Source organism: Flavobacterium erigeronis, from assembly GCF_054075165.1.
Genome location: NZ_JBSKGP010000011.1, coordinates 166,444 through 185,896 on the forward strand (window position 1 = coordinate 166,444; position 19,453 = coordinate 185,896).

Genomic DNA, 19,453 nt, shown 5'->3' on the forward strand with positions numbered 1-19,453 from the left:
AAATTAACTTTTAGATTTATGAATAGAATTAACAAATTTAAGGTAATATTTACTTTATTTCTAATAATTTCATCCTTTTGTGCTCATAGTCAGTCAAATGTATTTAAGGTGACACTTGACGCCGGACACGGAGATCATGACTTTGGAGCTGTTTATAGCGGACGGATCGAAAAGAATATTGCTTTAGCTATTGTTTTGAAAGTAGGGAAGATTTTAGAGCTTAATCCGAATGTTAATGTTATTTATACTCGAAAAACAGACGTTTTTATAGATTTGGTTGAAAGGGCTAACATTGCCAACAGAGCCAATTCGAATATTTTTGTCTCTATTCACTGTAATGCCAACAAAAATACAGCAGCCGACGGAACCGAAACATATGTAATGGGTTTGAGTAAGGTAGCATCGAACCTTGAAGCGGCAAAAAAGGAGAACTCTGTAATTACACTTGAGAAAGATTATAAACGTAAATACGAAGGATACGATCCGAATTCTCCAGAATCGATGATTGGTATGACTTTAATGCAGGAAGAATATTTAGATAACAGTATTTCGCTTGCTACTAAAATTGAAGATAACTTTGAAAAATTAGGAAAAAAACTTCGTCAGGGAGGTGTAAAGCAAGCGCCTTTCATGGTACTTCATAAAGCTTATATGCCTAGGGTTTTGGTTGAAACAGGATTTGTATCGAATCCGACAGAAGGAAACATTCTGAATTCTGAAGAAGGCCAAGATGATATCGCAAGAGCAATCGCAGAAGCAATCTTAAGTTACAAACGCGAATATTTTGGGACAGGAGCGGAAGCTACTGAAAGTCGGCCCGTAAGAGATACTACGCCTGCAAAACCAAAAACAGCCACTCCAGTTGCAGTAGCAAAAAATGCTCCAAAAGGAACTTTCTTTAAAGTGCAGCTTATTGCAAGTATTAAAAAAACACCTTTAGAACCTAAAAACTTTAAAGGGCTTAAAAATGTATCGATGGTATACGAAAATAATATTTATAAATATTTCTACGAAGAAACTCCAAGTTACGAAACAGCTCAAAAATACCTGCAAGAAGCTAAAAGTAAAGGATATGGTGCTGCATTTTTAGTGGCAACTAAAGATGGAGAAAAAATCAGTATTCAGGACGCGATTAAATAATCAGCGCAAGTTCGAATATTTATATTAATTTTGTACAAACACTTAGAATTTTGAAACTAACAAGAGAAATTAAAACGGCTATTTTAGTCATCGCGTCTATTTTATTATTTATCTGGGGATATAGTTTTTTAAAAGGCAGAGATCTTTTTACTAATTATACCATTTTATATGCTGAATATGATAATGTTGAAGATTTATCACCATCAGCGCCAGTAACGCTAAACGGACTTGCGATTGGTAAAGTAAATAAAATTACAATTAATGAAGTGACTGGTAAATTACTAGTAGAACTTCAGCTTAAAACAGATTTTCCAATTACAAAAAGCAGTACAGCTGCAATTTATTCTCCTGGATTAATTGCTGGGAAACAAATTAAAATCATTCCAGATTTTACTAGTAAAGAATTGGTAGAAGACGGACAGAAATTAACTTCTACTGTCGAATTGGGATTGACAGAATCTTTAGGCGGAAAACTGGAGCCAATTCAGCAAAAGCTAGAAAAAATGCTTGTCAATATTGACGTTCTGGTTTCAGGATTGAATAATACTTTAGATAAGAATACTCAAGAAAATCTAAAGAAAACAATTGCTGAGTTGAGCCAAACAATGACACAATTTCATAAAGCTTCAGGTAGTTTAAACAATATCCTAGATACCAATAAAGGACAGATTAATGGAATGGTTTCTAATTTTAATAAAGTATCTAGCAACTTTAACAAAATTTCTGATTCATTAAACAAAGCAGATTTAGGAAAAACGGTTCGAAACCTAAACCAGACTTTAGCTAAAGTTGATGGTTTAATGGCGAACTTGAATTCAGGAAAAGGAACAGCAGGAAAATTATTGAACGATGATGCATTGTACAATAATCTGGCAAAAACTTCAAAAGAGCTTGAATTGTTATTGCAAGATGTTCGTCTTTATCCAACCCGTTACGTAAACGTTTCTCTTTTCGGAAAGAAAAATAAACCGTATGTAGCACCAACAGAAGAAACAAACTCAACTGATAAAAAATAATTATAAATGAGTTATTTAGATAATATTTTATTTGCCATACTTCTTATAGTAGGTTTCGGCTTTTTTGCAGCGAGCGTAAAAAAAATCTACCGAAACATTAATCTTGGAGTTGATGTAGATCGAAAAGATAATCCTAAAGCTCGTTGGAAAAACATGGCTTTGATTGCTCTTGGGCAGTCAAAAATGGTGAGACGCCCTGTTGCCGGAATCCTTCATATTTTTGTGTATGTAGGGTTCATAATAATTAATATCGAATTATTAGAAATCATTATTGATGGACTTTTTGGAACGCATAGAATTTTTGCGCCGTATTTAGGTGTAGTGTATGATGTTCTAATTGCTTCATTTGAAATATTGGCAATATTGGTGATTATTGCCGTAGTTACTTTTTGGATTAGAAGAAATTTTATCCGATTAAAACGTTTTATCCATTCTGATTTAGCTGGATTTCCAAAAAGTGATGCCAATTACATTTTGTATTTTGAAACCGTTTTGATGATTCTGTTTTTATTGATGAATGCTTCCGATTTGCATTTACAAAATGTGCCAGGAGGATATTCTCATTTTCATAAAGCAGGAAGTTATCCGATTAGCCAGTTTATCGCACCAATTTTTAATGGTGTGTCAAATGAAACTGTAGGATTGCTTTTCGAAGTTTTCTGGTGGCTGCACATTGCAGGTATTTTAGTTTTCATGAACTATTTATACTTCTCAAAACATTTGCACATTCTTTTGGCATTCCCAAATACCTATTTTGCAAATCTTGAACCAGAAGGGAAGTTTGATAATTTAGCTTCGGTTACAAAAGAAGTAAAATTAATGATGGATCCAAATGCAGATCCATTTGCGGCGGCTCCAGCTGATGAAAATGCGCATCCGGCTAAGTTTGGAGCAAGTGATGTTCAGGATTTAAACTGGGTTCAGCTATTAAATGCTTATACCTGTACGGAATGTGGACGTTGTACTTCTTCTTGTCCAGCGAATCAAACCGGAAAAAAATTGTCTCCGCGTAAAATTATGATGGATACGAGAGACCGTTTGACAGAAGTAGGTAAAAATATTGATGCAAACAAAGGGACTTTTGTGCCAGATAATAAAACATTACTAAACGATTATATCACGCCAGAAGAATTATGGGCTTGTACCTCTTGTAATGCATGCGTTGAAGAATGTCCTGTAAATATCAGTCCGCTGTCTATTATTATGGATATGCGACGCTTTTTGGTAATGGAGCAAAGTGCTGCGCCAATGTCATTAAACGCAATGATGACTAATATTGAAAACAACGGCGCGCCTTGGCAGTATAGCCAACAAGACCGTTTAAATTGGAAAAACGAGAATTAAAATTTATTGTTTAATCGGTTAGTCTTTAACTGTTTATTCGATTTTAAAATATATTGAGGTTTACTGTGAGGAAACCGATTTAACAAAAAAAAGAGAGATGTCAGAAAGTTTAGTAGTGCCAACAATGGCAGAAATGCTTGCCGAAGGAAAACAGCCAGAGGTCTTGTTTTGGGTAGGTTGCGCAGGAAGTTTTGATGATAGAGCAAAAAAAATTACTAAAGCGTTTGTACGAATTTTAAATCGTACCAATGTTTCTTTTGCAGTTTTAGGTACAGAAGAGAGTTGTACGGGTGATCCTGCAAAAAGGGCTGGAAATGAATTTTTGTTTCAAATGCAGGCCATGATGAATATCGAGGTTTTGAATGCTTATGAAGCTAAAAAAATTGTTACAGCTTGTCCTCACTGTTTTAATACGCTGAAAAATGAATATCCAGAATTAGGAGGTAATTACGAAGTTATTCATCATACACAGTTTTTAAAATCATTAATTGATGATGGAAGATTGACTGTTGAGGGCGGACAATTTAAAGGTAAAAAAATCACTTTCCACGATCCTTGCTATTTAGGAAGAGCAAATCAAGTTTATGAAGCGCCAAGAGATTTGATTCAGAAGCTAGATGTTGAATTAGTTGAAATGAAGCGTTCTAAAGCAAACGGATTATGCTGTGGAGCAGGAGGAGCTCAAATGTTTAAAGATGCTGAACCTGGAAATAAAGAAGTGAACGTTCTTCGTACAGAAGATGCTTTGGAAACGCAGCCAGATATTATCGCAGCAGGTTGTCCTTTCTGTAATACGATGTTAACAGACGGAATTAAAAATAAAGAAAAAGAAGGCCAGGTAAAAGTTCTGGATATCGCAGAATTAATTGCTAATGCACAGGATTTGTAAAAGAGGTTCTAAGTTGCTAAGCTTTTGAGCTGCTAAGTTTTTGGACTTTAAACTTGAAACCTGAAACAAGAAAAAACAAAATTTAAAATTAAAAAATGTATATACCTTTTGAAAATTTACCAGGTGAATCTAGAGTCTGGATTTACCAATCGAACAGAAAATTTTCTGAGGAAGAGTTTTCTGAAATCGAAACAGATTTAAAAGCTTTTGTGGAACAATGGGCTGCACACGGCACAAGTCTTGAAGCTTCGTTTTTATTGAAATATAACCGTTTTATTATATTGGCAGTTAACCAAGATGTGCAAGCTGCTACAGGCTGTTCTATTGATAGTTCTGTTGAATTTATTCAAGGATTAGAAAAGAAATATAACGTTGATTTACTAGACAAAATGAACGTTACTTTTAAGCTTGGAGATCATATTGCGCACAAACCATTAATTGACTTTAAGAAAATGGTTAAAGACAAAGCAGTAACGGCAAATACAATTGTATTTAATAATCTGGTTAATAATATTGAAGAATTTAATGATGCTTGGGAAGTTCCCGCAGCAGACAGCTGGCATAGCAGATTTTTCTAAAATATATAAGAGATAAAAAAAAGCGAAACTTGTGTTTCGCTTTTTTTTGTTTCAGGTTTAGTAACGTCAACATTAAACTTTGTCAAAATTTCAAACTTTGACAAAGTTGTTTTTAGGTGATGTGATTTCTATTGAAAAACAAAACTTCTAAATTAGCCCCGATGGGAGCGGTATCCTTTTTCTGGTCTCGTTCTCAAAAAACGAGACAGAAAAAGATATAGCGGACAGCGGGACAGGTGTTCTTTTGAAACTTTTAGTTCTGCTTCTAAAAATATTTATCAACCGGATTAATCTAATTTTGTCAAAAAACTAACAATTTAAAAGCCTGATGAAACGCTATTTTTGAGTATTTTCGTAGAATTAAATTTTATCCATGAAAATAGCAATTGTTTGTTATCCTACTTTTGGAGGTAGTGGTGTAGTAGCCACAGAGTTAGGTCTCGAATTAGCCAGAAGAGGACACGAAATACATTTTATCACATACAGCCAGCCGGTTAGATTGGCACTTTTAAATCCGAATGTTCATTATCACGAAGTAAATGTTCCTGAATATCCTTTATTTCATTATCAGCCTTACGAATTAGCGTTATCGAGCAAGTTGGTCGATATGGTTAAATTGTACAAAATAGAGCTTCTGCACGTGCATTATGCTATTCCTCATGCTTATGCAGGTTATATGGCAAAACAAATGCTGAAAAACGAAGGAATTAATCTGCCGATGATTACAACACTTCACGGGACTGATATTACATTAGTTGGAAATCATCCGTTTTATAAGCCTGCGGTAACTTTCAGTATCAATAAGTCAGATTATGTGACTTCGGTTTCTCAGAGTTTGAAAGATGATACGTTGAAATTGTTTAAAATTAAAAACAAAATCAAGGTGATTCCGAACTTTATCGAATTGAATAAAGTAAAGAAAGATCCTGGTGCGCCTTGCCATCGTTATGTGATGGCGAATGAAAATGAACGCATTATAACGCATATCAGTAACTTTAGAAAGGTAAAACGCATTCCAGATATTATTAAGATTTTCTATAATATTCAGAAAGAACTTCCGGCTAAGCTGATGATGGTTGGAGACGGACCTGAAAAAGAAAAAGCGGAAATTTTATGTCAGGAATTAGGCATTTTAGACAAAGTGATTTTCTTCGGAAACAGTCATGAAATTGATAAAATTTTATGCATGACCGATTTATTTCTGCTTCCTTCTGAAACAGAAAGTTTTGGTTTGGCGGCGCTTGAAGCCATGGCTCTGGGAGTTCCAGTTATCTCGAGTAATTCGGGCGGTCTTCCAGAAGTAAATTTTGACGGATTTTCGGGTTATTTAAGCAATGTAGGAAATGTAGAGGAAATGGCAGAGAATGCGATTAAAATTTTGAAAGACGATGCCGTTTTGAATCAGTTTAAAGCTAATGCGTTCGAAGTGGCGAAGAAGTTTGATATTCATAACATTCTTCCGAAATACGAGGCTTTATATCAAAAAGCAATTGACGATTATAAATATGAAAAACAATAATTTTAAAAAGAAGTAAATGAAAAAAGTAATTTCGATTTTAGCAGTTTTTGTTTTGATTTCCTGCGGAGCTAAGAAGGCTTCTGCTTCAACAGGATTATATGAAGTTTTGACGGTACAGTCTAGCGGCGGGGGAAACATCAAATTTTTTGAGATTCTGACAGAACCGAATGAGATTAAAATGCTGGAAAACGATCCGCTTTTGGCTGATAAGGTAAAAAATAGCGATACCAATACTTCAAATTACGTGATTCTGAATATGGGTGAAAAAAATACCAGCGGTTATACTATTGATGTTGTAAATGTTGAAGAGACAGATAAAAATATCATTATAACAGTAAAAGAAAACAGCCCAGCAAAAGATGCGATTACTATGTCTGTTATTTCATATCCGTATACTGTAGTAAAAATTAACTCTAAAAAAGAAATAATCATTAAATAAGAAAGTGTTTTTTTAACCGCAAAGAGCGCAAGGTTTTTTCAACTTTGTCTTGAAAACGCTAAGTTCGCAAAGCTGAATTAGATAAAGCTTTGCGAACTTAGCGTTCTATATAGAATCTTATAGATAAAAAACCTTGCGTTCTTTGCGGTTAAACTTACCATAAGATAAAAAAAACCTGTCGCTTTAATACGACAGGTTTCTTCTTACAATTATTTTTTATTTTTAATTAGAATCTGAATTTAACACCTAAACCGACGTCAAATCCAAAATTATCATCGTCATAGTATCCAGAACCAATTTCAGGTCTTGCATCTAATGATAAAGTAAGTGGCACTTCATCAAATCTGTATTCTATACCGATATCTCCAGCAGCAAAAACATAAGTTCCGCTATCATTGTATCTATAGTTGTTATTGTAATAATCATGATCCCAAGCGGCTAAACCTCCACCGACACCTGCGTACCAGTTAAAACCTCCATCGATGTTCCAAACCCATTGGTAAAGAGCAACTCCTTTTATGGCGTCTACATCTCTGCTGTTTCTCCAACCTAAGTCAAACTCCAGTCTGTTTTTCTGATTTAGTCCTAATTGATATGATATTTCTCCTCCAAATCCGTTATTGTCTCCCAGACGTAATCCTAAAGCGTGTTTCGAAATTTCTTGTGATTGAGCCGTAAATGCTAAACCAAGAAGCATAATGGCAGATAATAAAATCTTTTTCATAAAAATGGTTAATTAATTTTTTTCAAATGTATAATTACAGTCAGATAGAGAACGTATATTATTTTTGAAAATTGTTATATAATTTACATTTTCATGAAAAAGGCGCGTTAAAATTCTTAAAAACCTGTTTCTGAGTCTCCTATTTAAGGATTATAGACGAAATGAGCTGATTTGTAATAAGATCCTCCATTTCTAACAGATTTTCTTCTTCGACAAAATTACTGGCTTTATAAGAAAACAGTTTCCAACGTTTTTTATGGTATTCCAACGCGGTTAAGTTTTCTACCCAATCGCCAGAATTAAGATATAAAGTAGAGCCGTGTTTGTTTTCAATAGTTGCAATTTTTGGTTCGTGAATGTGTCCGCAGATTACGTAATCGTAGTTTTTTTCGATTGCTAAATCGGTTGCAGTGGTTTCAAAATCTGAAATAAATTTTACTGCTTTTTTTACGCTAGCTTTAATTTTTTTAGAAAAAGAATAAGGTTCACGTCCAAGCTTTGCTAAACACCAGTTGGCAAATCGGTTCATTAAAATTAGATAATCGTAACCTAATCCGCCTAGTTTTGCAATCCATTTTGAATGTTGAACAGAGGCGTCAAAAACGTCTCCGTGAAAAATCCAGGCTTTTTTATCGTCCAATTCTAAAACTAATTTATCAACAAGAGCAAAATTTCCCATATTCATATCGCTGAATTTTCGAAGTATCTCATCGTGATTTCCAGTAATATAGTACACTTTTGTTCCTTTAGAAGCCATTCCGATAATGCGCTGGATCACTCGCAAATGGGCTTTAGGAAAGTAAGATTTTCGAAACTGCCAAGCATCGATTATATCGCCGTTTAAGACTAGAGTTTTGGGTTTAATGCTTGAAAGATAGTTGTTTAATTCTTTAGCATGACTTCCGTAAGTTCCTAAATGAACATCAGAAAGAATGACCAATTCGACGTTTCTTTTTTTCAATTTTTCTTGATTTGAAGTTTTACAAATGAAAGAAAGTTTGTGAAATTTGACTTTATTAAAAGGTTATTAAAAAGAGGATATTTTTACCAAATTGTAATTTTTATCCCATTTAATGTTTCGTTAATAATACCAGTTTTAAATTTTTTAATTTAATTCATAAAACTTACATTTGCTCAAAACAAAACACAATGGCAGGAAACAGCTTCGGCACATTATATAAAGTAACAACATTTGGAGAATCTCACGGTGAAGCTTTAGGCGGTATTATTGATGGATGTCCTCCAGGAATACAATTAGATTTTGAAGCAATTGAGGTAGATATGGCAAGAAGAAAGCCAGGTCAGTCGGCAATTGTTACTCAAAGAAAAGAACCAGACAGCGTTCAATTCTTATCAGGAATATTTGAAGGAAAAACTACAGGAACTCCAATTGGATTCATTATTCCGAACACCAACCAAAAATCAGACGATTACTCTCATATAAAAGATAATTACAGACCTAGCCACGCCGATTACGTTTACGACCAGAAATATGGTTTGCGTGATTACCGAGGCGGCGGAAGAAGTTCTGCTAGAGAAACAGCAAGTAGAGTAGTAGCGGGTGCAATTGCAAAACAAATGTTGCCTGAAATTAAGATCAATGCTTATGTTTCTTCGGTTGGGCCAATTCATTTAGAAACGCCTTATCAAGAATTGGATTTTTCTAAAATTGAAAGCAATCCAGTACGTTGTCCAGATGAAAAATCGGCAGCGATTATGGAAGAATATATTCGTGATATTCGCAAGCAAGGAGACACCGTTGGTGGTGTTGTGACGTGTGTGATTCAGAATGTTCCGGTTGGTTTAGGAGAACCTGTATTTGATAAACTTCATGCAGAATTAGGAAAAGCAATGCTTTCTATTAATGCAGTAAAAGGTTTTGAATACGGAAGCGGTTTTTCTGGATCTGAAATGAAAGGAAGTGAACACAACGATTTATATAATCCTGACGGAAGTACAAAAACAAATCTATCAGGCGGAATCCAAGGCGGTATAAGCAACGGAATGGATATTTATTTCAGAGTTGCCTTTAAACCGGTTGCAACGATCATGCAGACTCAGGATTCTTTAGATAATAAAGGTAACATTACACCAATGACAGGAAAAGGACGTCATGATCCGTGTGTAGTGCCTCGCGCAGTGCCTATCGTAGAAGCGATGGCAGCAATTGTTTTGGCAGATTTTTATTTAATCAACAAAACATATTAATAAAAGGTAAGACAGTGAGGGTCTTATATTTTAATAATTAAAAAATAATTTAATGCAAGAAGTTACAGAAACTAAAAAACAATCATTTCTTTCGGGATTAACAGGGCAGATTATAATTGCGATGGTTCTTGGAGCCATTTTAGGAATTATACTGCATAATACCATTTCGCCTGAAGCCGCGCAGTTATTTAGTAGTAAAATAAAAATGCTGGCAACCATCTTTATCCGTTTGGTGCAAATGATTATTTCGCCTTTAGTTTTTACTACTTTGGTAGTAGGAATTGCGAAATTGGGTGATATTAAAACTGTTGGAAGAATTGGAGGAAAAGCTATTGGGTGGTTTTTTACAGCTTCATTTATTTCGCTTTTAATCGGATTGTTTTACGTAAATGTTTTGCAACCAGGTGTTGGTTTAAAACTAGACCACGTAGATATGGCGGCAGCTTCTGAAGTTACAGGTAAAACGCAAAATCTTTCTTTCGATAATTTTGTTGAGCACATTGTGCCAAAAAGTATTGTCGAAGCAATGGCAACTAATGAAATCCTGCAGATTGTAGTTTTCTCTATTTTCTTCGGATTAGCGGCAGCTTCTTTAGGGCCAACGGTAAAACCAATTATTGGAGCCTTCGATAAACTATCGCATATCGTTTTAAAAATGGTAAACTACGTAATGAAATTTGCGCCAATTGGAGTTTTTGGTGCCATTGCAGGTGTGTTTGCTATACGAGATGCAGAAGAATTGGTTATCACATACTTTAAATTTTTCGGTTCGTTCTTAATCGGTATCAGTACACTGTGGATTATTTTGATTGCGGTCGGATATATTTTCCTTAAAGGAAGAATGACGGAATTACTAAAACGAATTACAGGACCTCTAGCTATTGCTTTCGGAACAACGAGTAGTGAAGCAGTTTTCCCTAAATTGACGGAAGAATTAGAAGGTTTTGGCGTAAAAGATAAAATCGTTTCTTTCATGTTGCCGCTTGGTTATTCGTTTAACCTTGACGGAAGTATGATGTACATGACTTTTGCCAGTATCTTTATTGCTCAATTTTACAATGTGCATTTAGATTTAGGAACACAAATGGCAATGCTTTTGGTTTTAATGCTTACCAGTAAAGGTATTGCGGGTGTGCCTCGTGCAAGTTTGGTTGTTGTGGCTGCAACTTGCGGTATGTTTGATATTCCGATTGAAGGGATTGCATTGATTCTTCCAATTGACCATTTCTGCGATATGTTTAGAAGTGCAACCAATGTATTAGGAAATGCATTAGCGACTTCTGTTGTAGGACAATGGGAGGAAAGCAAAGAATAATAATAGCACTAAGATTTAATTTTTTTTCTTAGTTATCGAAATAATTTTTGACAAGCTGTATTTTTTTATGAAATACAGCTTTTTTTTATTTTAAAGTGTATATTTGATCAAACTAGCCGATTAATGCCCCAAATACGGATTTTTTTACTTTTACTCTTTGTTCTGAATTGCTTTGCCAATTCGGCGATCTCGCAATCTAATTGTAATATTGATCCTAAGATCGATAAGATTGTAAAAAAGGCACTTTTAAATTTTAGGGAATCTAATTTCGAAAAATCACTTACTTATTCCAGAACGGCTTTAAATGCTGCAACCGCAAAAAAAGATTATTGTCTTATTGCCCGTTCGTATAATATTATAGCGGCCAATTATAATGAATTGACAGAGTTTGATAAAGCTGTTTTTTTCTATAAAAAAGGACTGTATTACGCCAATAAAACCAATAATGATACTTTAAAATGTAATCTCTATAATAATCTAGGGAACATGTTTTGTTTCGAAAAGAAACAGTTTGACGAAGGAATTCGCTATTATAAAAAAGCGGTTGCCTACGCTTTGAAAATCAATGATCTGAAAGAAGTTTATTTTACGAATGTCAATATTGCTTGGGCTTATTTTGATATTGAAAATTATAAGCAGGGGTCTCTTTTTCTGAAATATGTCAATAGCACCAAATTAAAATATAATGACGGATCTACAGAAGTTATTGTAGATATGTTAAATGGGATTTATGCTAGTCACAAAAACGATAATAAAGCGGCAAATGCTCATTTTTTGAGCGCAATAGAAGCTGGAAAAAGATGTCAGGAGAAAACAGATTTGGCGCATGCTTATTTAGAATATTCTCATTTTTTAAATAAAATCAATAAGCATAAAGAAGCTTACGATGCGCTTGTAAATCATTATAGCCTTTCTGATAAATTGTATGATGCTAAAAAACTTAAAAAAGCGTCGCAGGCAGGTTTAAGTTTGGAATTGGATGAATACAAAAGACAGATCGATAAAGTTGAAGGCGAAAAAGTAGAGCAGTCTCAAAGTTTGCGAAAATCAAAAATCATTGTAATTCTATTTATTTTGATTTCGCTGATTCTTTTAATTTTAATTATCACGCTAATAAGAAACATCAGATACAAGAAAAAACACAATTTAGAGCTTCTGCAAGCTAAAGAAATTGCAGAGGAAGCTTCTCTGCTCAAAACGCAATTTATATCTACTATAAGCCACGAATTGCGTACACCGCTTTATGGAGTGGTCGGGATTACCAATATGTTGCTAGAAGAGCATAAAGAAATTTCAAGAAGCCAGCATTTGAGTTCGCTGAAATTCTCAGCCAGATATCTATTGTCTTTAGTAAACGATATTCTGCAAATCAATAAAATTGAAGAAAATAAAATCGTACTAGAAAACCTGACTTTTAATATTACCGATGAAATTACGGTAATCAAGAATTCGCTTTCTTTTCTTTCGCAAAAAAATAATAATAGGATTTCTATTGATATTGATCCGTGCATTCCAGAATATTTAATTGGAGATAAGTTGCGACTGGCTCAGATTTTAATGAACTTGGTGAGCAATGCTTTGAAATTTACCAAAGACGGACAAGTTGAAATTATTGTAAAACTCAATAAAGTTGAAGGAAAACTGTATTATTTAGATTTCCTGATAAAAGATAACGGAATAGGAATCGCGCTTGTTGACCAGAATAAGATTTTTGAAAAGTTTGTTCAAGTTGGCAGAAAAGATGAGGATTATCAGGGTACAGGTTTAGGGCTTAGCATTGTAAAAAGATTGTTAGGACTTTTTGGAAGTACGATTACTTTAGACAGCGATTTAGGAAAAGGAACTTCATTTTCGTTTACAATCGCTTTTGAACACGATTTAGCCAAAACGAAAAGCATTATTGATGAGATTGAAGTGGATCTGACTTCGAGCGAAATCTACAAAATTTTGGTGGTTGAAGATAACTTGATTAACCAGCTGGTGACCAAAAAGATTATCGAAAAGAACAATTATGCCTGCAAAGTGGTAGATGATGGTTTTGGAGCGCTTAAAATTTTAGAAGAAGAAACCTTTGATTTGATTTTAATGGATATTAATATGCCTCTAATGAACGGATTTGAGACTACTAAAAGAATACGTCTTCTCGGTATAGAAACGCCAATTGTGGCTCTGACAGCTTTTGATAAAGATGAAATTACAGATGAAGCGATTTCTTCTGGAATGAATGATATTATAATTAAACCTTTTGAGCCAGTTAAATTGTTTAAAATAATCAATTTCCTTATAAACGAAAAAAACGCTGTTTAATACCAGCGTTTTTTGTTTTTCTTAGAATTATCCGATTTTCTCGATTTGTGAGCGCCACCGCTTCTGTTGGAGTTTTTAGGTTTTTCTCCTGCTTCTGGACTCCCAGAATGCCATTGGTACGGATGATCGGCAATTGTTTTTACATCTACTTTAATCAGTTTCTGAATGTCTTTCCAATAAGGAAGTTCATCTTTTCCGCAGAAAGAAATAGCAATACCGCCGTTTCCTGCACGACCTGTACGGCCAATACGGTGAACATAAGTTTCAGGAATATTTGGCAAATCAAAATTGATAACGTACGGAAGCTGTTCAATGTCAATTCCACGCGCTGCAATATCTGTAGCTACAAGAACACCAACTTCTTTATTTTTGAAAGCATCCAAAACTCTTTGTCTTGCATTTTGCGACTTATCGCCATGAATGGCTTCTGCGGGAATATCTTTTTTGCGAAGCGCTTTTACAACATTGTCAGCGCCATGTTTTGTTCTCGAGAAAACAAGCACGTTTGATAAATTTTCTTCTTTAATCAAACTGTATAATAAGTTTCTTTTTTCGGTTTTATCTACAAAATAAATGCGCTGTTCTACATTTTCTGCTGTAGAAGAAACGGGAGAAACTTCTACTTTTTCCGGATCTTGCAAAAACATTTCTGCCAGTTCGCGAATTGCAATTGGCATTGTAGCAGAGAAAAGTAAAGTCTGTCTGTTTTTAGGAGTCAGTTTTACGATTTTTTTGACATCGTTTATAAAACCCATATCCAGCATCTGATCGGCTTCATCAAGCACTAAAGTATGCAAGTGATTAAAATCAAGAAAACCTTGTTTATGAAGGTCTAATAAACGTCCAGGAGTAGCAATTAAAATATCGACTCCATTTTTTAAAGCATCAACTTGCGGGTTCTGAGAAACTCCTCCAAAAATAGTCAGCTGTGTTAAATTGGTATATTTGGCATAAGTATCAAAACTTTGCCCGATTTGCACTGCTAGTTCGCGGGTAGGCGTAACCACAAGCGCACGAATCAGTTTTGTTTTTTTTGATGAACCTACAATGCGGTGTAATTGGTGTATAATTGGAATAGCAAAAGCCGCTGTTTTTCCTGTTCCGGTCTGCGCACAGCCAATTAAATCACGGCCTGCCAAAACAATTGGAATAGATTTTTCCTGAATTGGGGTAGGATTTAAATAGCCTTCTTCAAATACGGCTTTTTGTATACTTTTTGAAAGTGATAGATCTTCGAATAACATATCTTAGGTGATTAACTATTTTAGTTTTAATTCTAAAATGCCGTGCAAAGATAAGTTTATTCAGTCAATCGTTTGTTTGAATTGGCTTTTATTTGGCAAAACCAATCTTCTTAGTATCTGGAATCAATTTTTAAATCAATCTTTTTCGATGTTGGCTTTAATAAAATCGGTTACCAAATAACCAATTAATTTGCCTATTAAATTATTGTTTGGAGAATTGTCTAAATCTGGTGCTCCTTCGCAGATATGCAGATAAGCCGCATTTTTATGTTCGCCAAAGAAAGAAACAAATTGTCTCAATTCTTCAACTGAAAATCCGCTTATAGTCATGGCACTGCTGGCAATGTTCGGAATTGCATCCAAATCGATCTCGATTCCGAAAGCGTCATTTTTTACAAAATCCAAAGCGGTAATCATTTCGCGATTAAAATCTTTTTCTTTTCTAATGTTAACGCTATCGTATGTATTATAGCGAACGCGGTCTTCCAGTTTTTTAATAATATCTAAAACACTTTTTGAAGTGTAATTTTCATGAAGTCCGAAAATGAAATATTTCCTTAAAAAACCTTCTTCGTAAGCATAAGAGAATCCGTTTCCGCTATGACGGCCTTCTAAAATTCTAAAGTCAGAGTGCGCATCAAAATTGATTGCATTTATAGGCTTTCCTTTCGCAAGAGCGGCACCTTTAATATTTCCGTAAGCATTATTATGGCCTCCGCCAATAATAATAGGTGTTTTTCCAGCTTTAATTATCGTAAAAATAATATGAGATACTTCTTTGTCTATTTTTTCAACCAGCTGGCTTAATTTTGATCTGTCGTCAATGTCGTTGAAGTCTAAGTTTTCTACTTCACGCATTTCATCAGCAACATTAATATGGCCTAAAATAATAATATTGCTTCCTTTAGAAAAACGATTGTGCTGAATGTTAGCAATGCTTTTTATAGCAGATTGCCATGCAGAAGCCGCTCCAGGTCTTCCGTAATTGGCACGCACACCAATATCTTCAGGAATTCCTAAAAGCACGTATTTTGCTTCGCTTTCTTTAATAAAATCAACCTTGTCAACTCCAGAAGGAATGACAATCATTTTTTCTCCGAACTTTATTTCACCACTTCTGTGATTTGTGATTTTTGCTAAATCATTTATAGTGAAAGGGATTAATTTTTCCATGAAAAAAATTTATTTTCCAAAAATAATATAATTGTAGAAACTTACGTTATTACCTTATATTAATTCTTAAATTTGTTATTAAAGAAAATTTTTTAAATATGGAAAACCCAAAGAACAACAATTCAAGTCTAAAGGCGGTAATCGCAGTTTTAGCAGTCCTACTTATTGGTAGCTTAGTGTATATTTTTAAACTATCGTCTGATAGTGATGTAGTTAAGACAGAACTTACAACTACATTAACAGAAAAAGAATCTGTAATGAAAGATTTACAGGAGCTAAAAGCAACTTACGATGCTGCAATTGCTGAAAATACTTCGATGTCTGACGAATTAATCCAAGAGAGAGACAAAGTAGTAGCTTTGATGGATGATTTGAACAAGTCTAAAGGAGATGTTTCTAAATACAGATCTCAAGTTCAGGCAATGCAAAGTAAAATGAAAACTTTAGTTGCTGAAAACGATGAGTTGAAAAAACAAAATGGTGTTTTAACTACTCAAAGAGACAGTACTATTGTAGTTTTAGGAGAATCTAAGAAATATAACGAAGTATTAGTTGGTCAAAACGAAGAATTAGCTAAAACTGTAGAAAAAGGTTCTAAATTATCTGTGTTAAACACAAAAACTTCAGCTTACAAATTGAAAAGCTCTGGTAAACAAATCGAAACTGATAAAGCAAGCCGTGCTGATGTTTTGAAAGTTAGTTTTACAATTGCTGAAAACCAAATTGCAAAATCTGGTGACAAAACGTATTATGTTCAAGTTATCGATGCTAAAAACAATGTTTTAGGCGAAAAGAAAACAGAAAGTTTTGGAGATAACACATTAACTTACAGCTTTAAAACTACTGTAAAGTATGAAAACAAAACTGTTCAAGTTAGTGAAGATCTTCCTGGAAAAGATTTTGCTAAAGGAACTTACTTTATCAATGTATTTGATAATGACGAATTAGTTTCTAAAACTAGTTTCAGTTTAAGATAAGCCGAAGGGAAAAATACCACTTAAGATATTAAAGGTCTGCAGTTTTTTGCAGACCTTTTTTTATGGAATAAAGTAAGTTTGAAATTTAAAAAGGGAAGGCTATTTTAAAATTTTGCCTTCAACAAAAACAGATTCGATAAGGTTGCTACCAAAAGCGTACGGAATCTGATAATAAGAAGAAATTGGTTTTGTCAGGATTAAATTGGCTTTTTTGCCTTTTGTAATGCTTCCGTGAGTTTCTGAAAGTCCCATTGCATAAGCGCCGTTTATGGTTGCCGCATTAATAGCTTCTTCGGGCGTCATTTTCATTTTGATACAAGCCGTTGCTACTACAAAATTCATATTTCCAGATGGAGTAGAACCAGGGTTAAAATCGGTTGCTAAAGCGAGAGGAAGACCTGCTTTTAGCATTTCGCGCGCAGGCGTATACGGAATACTCAAAAAGTAAGAACAAGAGGGCAGAGCAACAGGCATTGTTTCTGTGTCTTTTAATGCCTGAATATCTTCTGGATTCATAACTTCTAAATGATCTACAGAAAGTGCATTAAATTTAATTCCAGCCTGAATACCGCCAATAGAATTAAATTGATTAACGTGGATTTTTGGTTTTAACCCAAAGTCGATTCCGGCCTTCATGATTTTTTCGGTTTCTTCTACAGAAAAATAACCGCTTTCGCAGAAAATATCTACATATTCTGCTAGTTTATTTTTGGCAATTTCAGGAATCATCTTAGTAATGATTTCATCAATATAACCTGCTTTGTTTTCTTTGTAATGAGTTGGAAAAGCATGGGCGCCCAAAAAAGTAGCTTTAATGGAAATAGGATAATTTTCGGCCAGTTTTTTAATGACGCGGAGCATTTTTAATTCACCTTCAATGGTTAATCCGTAACCCGATTTGATTTCAACGGCTCCAGTTCCTAAATGCATTACTTCTTCTAGACGAATTTTAGATTGCTCGTAAATTTCTTCTTCTGAGGTTTCGTTTAGTTTTTTAGCCGAATTCAAAATTCCACCACCGCGATTCGCGATTTCTTCGTAAGAGAGTCCATTAATGCGGTCAACGAATTCTTGTTCGCGATTTCCAGCATAAACAATATGAGTGTGGCTATCGCACCAAGACGGAAGAACCACTTTTCCAGTTGCATCAATAGTTTCGTCAGCATTGATTTTTGGAAGATTGTCCATTGAGCCGAAATCCTCAATTAACTTGTCTTTTATAATTAAAAAAGCATTTTTAATAGTGGGAAGAATTGCCATTTCAGAACCTGAAACTTTAGCGATTGAAGTTTCTCGAACCTGAAGTAATTCTTGTATGTTGATAATTAGCGTTGTCATTTTTAATCTATTTATAAAACACAAATTTGCTTCGCCTATTCCCTTCGGTCGAGTCACAAATTATCACGAACTAATCCGTGAAATCTGTGAAATTCGTGTTTTAATTTGTATGTTTTTTTTATTCCGAAACTGTTATTTCGAACATTTTGCTCCAGTTTTTACCTGTTACAAAAATAGTTTTAGTTTTAGGGTTGTAAGCAATTCCGTTAAGAACATCATCTTTAGTGATGTCGGTCATTGTTTTTCTTAAATCAGATAAATTTAAAATACCTTCAACAGCTCCCGAATTTGGATTTACAACAGCAATAGCATCTTTAAACCATACATTTGCATAGATTTTCCCGTCAATCCATTCAATTTCATTAACGGCTTTAATTTTTGAAGTACCTGAATAAACGTTGATATAATCAATCATTTTTTGAGTAGCTGGATCAACTTTCCAAATTTTTTCAGTTCCATCTGTCTGATAAATATGTTTCCCGTCATTTGTCATTCCCCATCCTTCAATATCTTTTTCGTAGTCAAAGGTTTTTTCAAGCTTTAAAGTTTTTGCGTTGTAAATAAAGCCTTTTTTATTCTTGTAAGTCAATTGGAATAATTTATCATTTATAAATGTAATTCCTTCTCCAAAATATTGCTGGTCAAGATCAATTTGTTTGAAAACTTTCCCAGTTTTATAGTCGTATTTTTTTATGAATGAAGCGCCTTCTTGTCCAGTGCTTTCGTATAAAGTGTCTTTATAAAACTCTAAACCTTCTGTAAATGCTTTTTTGTCATGCGGAAAAGTATTTACAATTTTATACTTTAATAGTTTTGGCTCAATGTCTGAAACTACCTCAATTCTAGCAGTAGCATCAGAAGAATCTCCTCCAAAATAAACTTTAGCTTTTAGGTATTGATAACCCAATTTTTGATCTATTAATTCAAATCTAAAATTTTCAGCACCCTTTGTGCCTCCAACTCTTTGGTCGTTTACGAAGTAGGCAACGCTGTCAATTTCTTTTGATTTTGGGTTTAAAATTCCAATATTAAGCGCTTCTTTTTGCGTAAGATGAGCTGGAAAAGCAGAATCATCGATAGTAAATAAAGAATTTTCACCTTTATTTTTTTCTCCACATCCAATTAATGTGATTCCTAATAAAATGACAGCTAGGAAGTTATATTTTTTCATAGTTTAAAATTTGAATAAGGCAATATACGACGATATTTTTATTGCCGCAAAGGTCTTGCAAAAATATAAAA

General features: G+C 34.1%; 17 protein-coding genes. 11 read left to right on the forward strand and 6 right to left on the reverse strand.

Annotated elements, in window-relative coordinates; genetic code table 11:
* Positions 1-18: 18 nt before the first annotated feature.
* The 7 genes from ACWA1F_RS20700 to ACWA1F_RS20730 all read left to right on the forward strand — a co-directional run bounded on the left by ACWA1F_RS20700 (position 19) and on the right by ACWA1F_RS20730 (position 6,925).
* Positions 19-1,140, forward strand: a complete 1,122-nt coding sequence (locus ACWA1F_RS20700) for an N-acetylmuramoyl-L-alanine amidase family protein (RefSeq protein ID WP_456896533.1) — start codon at positions 19-21, stop codon at positions 1,138-1,140.
* Positions 1,141-1,190: 50 nt separating this feature from the next.
* Positions 1,191-2,156 carry an MlaD family protein gene (locus ACWA1F_RS20705; protein WP_306160471.1) on the forward strand — a complete coding sequence of 322 codons (966 nt, stop codon included), beginning with the start codon at positions 1,191-1,193 and terminating at the stop codon, positions 2,154-2,156.
* A gap of 6 nt (positions 2,157-2,162) precedes the next feature.
* A complete protein-coding gene (locus ACWA1F_RS20710) occupies positions 2,163-3,500 on the forward strand; it encodes a 4Fe-4S dicluster domain-containing protein (RefSeq protein WP_456896535.1) in 1,338 nt (445 codons plus the stop codon).
* 97 nt (positions 3,501-3,597) lie between these two features.
* Positions 3,598-4,389, forward strand: coding sequence for a (Fe-S)-binding protein (locus ACWA1F_RS20715; protein WP_306160467.1), 792 nt, complete (start codon positions 3,598-3,600; stop codon positions 4,387-4,389).
* Positions 4,390-4,484: 95 nt separating this feature from the next.
* Complete coding sequence (locus ACWA1F_RS20720; RefSeq protein WP_306160465.1) at positions 4,485-4,967, forward strand: ABC transporter ATPase; 483 nt, start codon at positions 4,485-4,487, stop codon at positions 4,965-4,967.
* A 373-nt stretch (positions 4,968-5,340) separates the two neighbouring features.
* Positions 5,341-6,486 carry an N-acetyl-alpha-D-glucosaminyl L-malate synthase BshA gene (gene bshA, locus ACWA1F_RS20725; protein WP_456896537.1) on the forward strand — a complete coding sequence of 382 codons (1,146 nt, stop codon included), beginning with the start codon at positions 5,341-5,343 and terminating at the stop codon, positions 6,484-6,486.
* Positions 6,487-6,502: 16 nt separating this feature from the next.
* Positions 6,503-6,925 (forward strand): protease complex subunit PrcB family protein, encoded by a 423-nt coding sequence (locus ACWA1F_RS20730; protein ID WP_456896539.1) that lies wholly within the window; start codon positions 6,503-6,505, stop codon positions 6,923-6,925.
* Positions 6,926-7,151: 226 nt separating this feature from the next.
* On the opposite strand, the gene ACWA1F_RS20735 is transcribed toward ACWA1F_RS20730, so the two are convergent.
* Together ACWA1F_RS20735 and ACWA1F_RS20740 are read right to left on the reverse strand one after the other, a co-directional pair.
* Positions 7,152-7,649, reverse strand: coding sequence for a hypothetical protein (locus ACWA1F_RS20735; protein WP_306160460.1), 498 nt, complete (start codon positions 7,647-7,649; stop codon positions 7,152-7,154).
* 139 nt (positions 7,650-7,788) lie between these two features.
* A complete protein-coding gene (locus tag ACWA1F_RS20740) occupies positions 7,789-8,610 on the reverse strand; it encodes a UDP-2,3-diacylglucosamine diphosphatase (RefSeq protein ID WP_456896541.1) in 822 nt (273 codons plus the stop codon).
* Between the two features lie 188 nt (positions 8,611-8,798).
* On the opposite strand from ACWA1F_RS20740, the gene aroC reads away from it, so the two are divergent.
* The 3 genes from aroC (at position 8,799) to ACWA1F_RS20755 (ending at position 13,479) form a co-directional block, all read left to right on the forward strand.
* Positions 8,799-9,857, forward strand: a complete 1,059-nt coding sequence (aroC, locus tag ACWA1F_RS20745; RefSeq protein WP_306160456.1) for a chorismate synthase — start codon at positions 8,799-8,801, stop codon at positions 9,855-9,857.
* A 52-nt stretch (positions 9,858-9,909) separates the two neighbouring features.
* Positions 9,910-11,172, forward strand: coding sequence for a dicarboxylate/amino acid:cation symporter (locus ACWA1F_RS20750; RefSeq protein WP_456896544.1), 1,263 nt, complete (start codon positions 9,910-9,912; stop codon positions 11,170-11,172).
* 123 nt (positions 11,173-11,295) lie between these two features.
* Positions 11,296-13,479 (forward strand): response regulator, encoded by a 2,184-nt coding sequence (locus ACWA1F_RS20755; protein WP_456896546.1) that lies wholly within the window; start codon positions 11,296-11,298, stop codon positions 13,477-13,479.
* Here the strand turns inward: ACWA1F_RS20755 and ACWA1F_RS20760 are convergent.
* Together ACWA1F_RS20760 and ACWA1F_RS20765 are read right to left on the reverse strand one after the other, a co-directional pair.
* Positions 13,476-14,723 (reverse strand): DEAD/DEAH box helicase, encoded by a 1,248-nt coding sequence (locus ACWA1F_RS20760; RefSeq protein ID WP_306160451.1) that lies wholly within the window; start codon positions 14,721-14,723, stop codon positions 13,476-13,478. The two genes, ACWA1F_RS20755 and ACWA1F_RS20760, sit on opposite strands and share 4 nt — an antisense overlap.
* A 135-nt stretch (positions 14,724-14,858) precedes the next feature.
* Positions 14,859-15,896, reverse strand: a complete 1,038-nt coding sequence (locus ACWA1F_RS20765; RefSeq protein WP_456896548.1) for a formimidoylglutamase — start codon at positions 15,894-15,896, stop codon at positions 14,859-14,861.
* A gap of 98 nt (positions 15,897-15,994) precedes the next feature.
* On the opposite strand from ACWA1F_RS20765, the gene ACWA1F_RS20770 reads away from it, so the two are divergent.
* A complete protein-coding gene (locus ACWA1F_RS20770) occupies positions 15,995-16,873 on the forward strand; it encodes a hypothetical protein (protein ID WP_306160448.1) in 879 nt (292 codons plus the stop codon).
* Positions 16,874-16,972: 99 nt separating this feature from the next.
* On the opposite strand, the gene hutI is transcribed toward ACWA1F_RS20770, so the two are convergent.
* Both hutI and ACWA1F_RS20780 read right to left on the reverse strand, forming a co-directional pair.
* Positions 16,973-18,211, reverse strand: coding sequence for an imidazolonepropionase (gene hutI, locus ACWA1F_RS20775; protein WP_456896551.1), 1,239 nt, complete (start codon positions 18,209-18,211; stop codon positions 16,973-16,975).
* Positions 18,212-18,329: 118 nt separating this feature from the next.
* Complete coding sequence (locus ACWA1F_RS20780; RefSeq protein ID WP_456896553.1) at positions 18,330-19,382, reverse strand: glutaminyl-peptide cyclotransferase; 1,053 nt, start codon at positions 19,380-19,382, stop codon at positions 18,330-18,332.
* Positions 19,383-19,453 lie beyond the last annotated feature (71 nt).